The organism is Trebonia sp. (genome assembly GCF_049794275.1).
GTDB lineage: Bacteria > Actinomycetota > Actinomycetes > Streptosporangiales > Streptosporangiaceae > Trebonia.
On record NZ_JBARCR010000935.1, the window covers coordinates 1 to 2,685 of the forward strand.

Below are 2,685 nucleotides of genomic sequence, written 5' to 3' on the forward strand. Positions count from 1 at the left end.
GTGTGCTGCCGACCGGGCGGAGTAGCCCGCGTGCCTACTTCAACCTAGACTGGATCACGCTGGTCGTGACGTTCATCGTCGCCCGCCCGCCGCGCTCAGGGAGCAGTAACTCCGGTCAGCCTGAAGATCATCAGGAAATCTTCAGGAGACCAATAGCTCAGCCTGAGGGTCTTTTCTGCCACCGTCCAGGTTCGCAGGCGAATCTCAAGGTACAGCAAATGAGAACCGCGAACAGAACACGGGGTGTCAGGAAACCATGAGTGAGCCATTCGCACAGCACCCGTTCGGTGCGTACCCGGTGCCGGAGCCGCCGCGGCGGCCGCGTGGCCGGCACGCGCTCGGGCTGACCGCGACTGCAGTGGTGGCGCTGGCCGTCGGCGCTGGCGCGGGCATCGGGCTGTCCCAGGGCGGCAGCACGCCGACCGGGAACGCCACGGCGACGTCGAAGACAATGCTGACCACATCGCAGATCGCCAGCCGGGTCGACCCCGGCCTGGTCGACGTGACCTCAACCCTCGGCTACGAGGGCGCCACGGCCATGGGCACCGGCATCGTCTTGACCTCCAACGGCGAGATTCTGACGAACAACCACGTGGTCAACGGCGCCACGTCGGTGAGCGTCAGGGACATCGGCAACAACAAGACTTACAAGGCGACCGTCGTCGGTTACGACGAGAGCCACGACGTCGCCGTGCTGCAGCTGTCCGGCGCGTCCGGGCTGACCACCGCGACGACCGGCAACTCCTCGGCGGTGAAGGTCGGCGACAACGTGGTCGGGCTCGGCAACGCAGGCGGCGCCGGCGGCACCCCGTCCGTGGCACCGGGCACGGTCACCGCGCTCAACCAGTCGATCACCGCCTCCGACGAGGGCTCCGGATCGTCGGAGCAGCTCAGCGGCCTGATCGAGAGCAACGCCAACATCCAGCCCGGCGACTCGGGCGGCCCGCTGGTGAACTCCTACGGTCAGATCATCGGGATGGACACCGCGGCCTCGTCGTCCGGCTCCCAGGCCGGCAGCGGGTCCGGCGGGTCCGGCGGGTCAGGCAACGGGTTCGGCGGGTCCGGTAGCGGGTTCGGCGACGGGTCCGGTAGCGGGTTCGGCGACGGGTCCGGCAGCGGGTCCGGTAGCGGGTTCGGCGACGGGTCCGGTAGCGGGTTCGGCGGGTCCGGCAGCGGGTTCGGCGGCTCCGGCAGCGAATTCGGCGGGTCGGGCAGCACCGGGTCCGGGAGCACCGGGTCCGGGAACACCGGGTCGTCCAGCTCCGGTCAGGACAGCACCACGCAGGGCTTTGCGATCCCGATCGACACGGCGCTGTCCGTCGCCAGCCAGATCGAGGCCGGCCAGGCTTCGTCCACCGTGCACATCGGCGCGACGGCCTTCCTTGGCCTCGAGATCGCCAGCTCTGACCAGCAGGACTCGTCAGGCGTCGCGCTCGCGGGCGCTGCGTCAGGCACGCCGGCGGCCACCGCCGGGCTCGGCCAGGGCGACGTGATCACCTCGCTCGGCGGGCAGTCCGTCAGCACCGGCACCGACATCCAGAACATCCTGGTGGGTCACCACCCAGGCGACACGATCAGCATCGGCTGGACCGACTCCTCCGGCCAGTCGCACACCGCGACGGTGACGCTGGCGTCCGGGCCGACCGCCTGACGCTACAGCGCCCCGACGACGGGGCTAACCCGCAGGGCGGGCCGCATTATGCGGCCCGCCCTGCGTCATGCTTAGCCCAGTGGCCGAATTGGTGCCCTTCTGGAAGCCACCGAAGAGCACCGACAGGACGATCAGCGCCACGATGATCAGGATGATCCACAGCAGGACCCGGCCGAGGCGAGTTCTTGGACGGCGGCGATTCACGCTCCATGTTCTGCCCGCCTGCGGGAAAATATGCCGGTTCGCCGTGAATTCGGCGAATTACTGCGCCGCTGCCGGGTAGTCGCCGTCCCGTGACGCTGGTATCTCGAAGTGGAAGGCTCGCGGGTCGGCTGGTCACGGCGCTGATTGCCGTCATCGCCATCCTGGCAGTGGTCGTCGTGCTGTCGGCCGTGCACCTGCTGCCGCAGTTGCGCAACCCATTCACGCAGACCACCACCGATCGCGGCGGTCCCGCGCTGCTCAAATCGATTACCTCACTGAGCCGCTACGAGGCGGCCAACGGCTCGTTCCAGGTCGTCGTCGACCTGACCAAGCGGGTCTCGTTCATCCCGTCGTTCCTGCAGGGCAGCGAGACGCTGTTCATCGGCCAGGGCTCGGACATCGCGTACGTCGACTTCTCCCAGCTCAAGGGGCAGGCGATCCAGGTGTCCGCGGACCGGACCACGGTGTCGGTCAAGGTGCCGCACGCCCAGCTCGAACCGGCCGTGCTGAACGTCGACCAGTCCTACGTCTACGCCGAGCAGCAGGGGCTGCTGAACCGGATCGGGAACTTCTTCTCCGGCAACCCGAACAGTCAGCAGCAGGTCTACATGCTCGCCCAGCAGAAGATCCAGACCGCCGCCAACCAGAGCCCGCTGATCGCCGACGCGCAGCGGAACACCCAGGCCATGCTCACGAGCATGCTCAGCTCGCTCGGCTTCACCCACGTGACGGTCGTGTTCACCTGACGCCGGGCGGCGGCCTGGCGGCGCCCCGGGGGGCACTGGGGGCGCCGCCGAGGCGTCGGCGCCGCCAGGATCAGACTGCCGGGG

At 68.7% G+C, this 2,685-nt stretch carries 2 protein-coding genes; both read left to right on the forward strand.

Annotated elements, in window-relative coordinates:
• Nucleotides 1–256: 256 nt before the first annotated feature.
• Nucleotides 257–1,651 carry a S1C family serine protease gene (locus WA805_RS24065; RefSeq protein WP_425243467.1) on the forward strand — a complete coding sequence of 465 codons (1,395 nt, stop codon included), beginning with the start codon at nucleotides 257–259 and terminating at the stop codon, nucleotides 1,649–1,651.
• 293 nt (nucleotides 1,652–1,944) lie between these two features.
• Nucleotides 1,945–2,601 (forward strand): DUF4230 domain-containing protein, encoded by a 657-nt coding sequence (locus WA805_RS24070; protein WP_425243468.1) that lies wholly within the window; start codon nucleotides 1,945–1,947, stop codon nucleotides 2,599–2,601.
• Nucleotides 2,602–2,685: the final 84 nt, after the last annotated feature.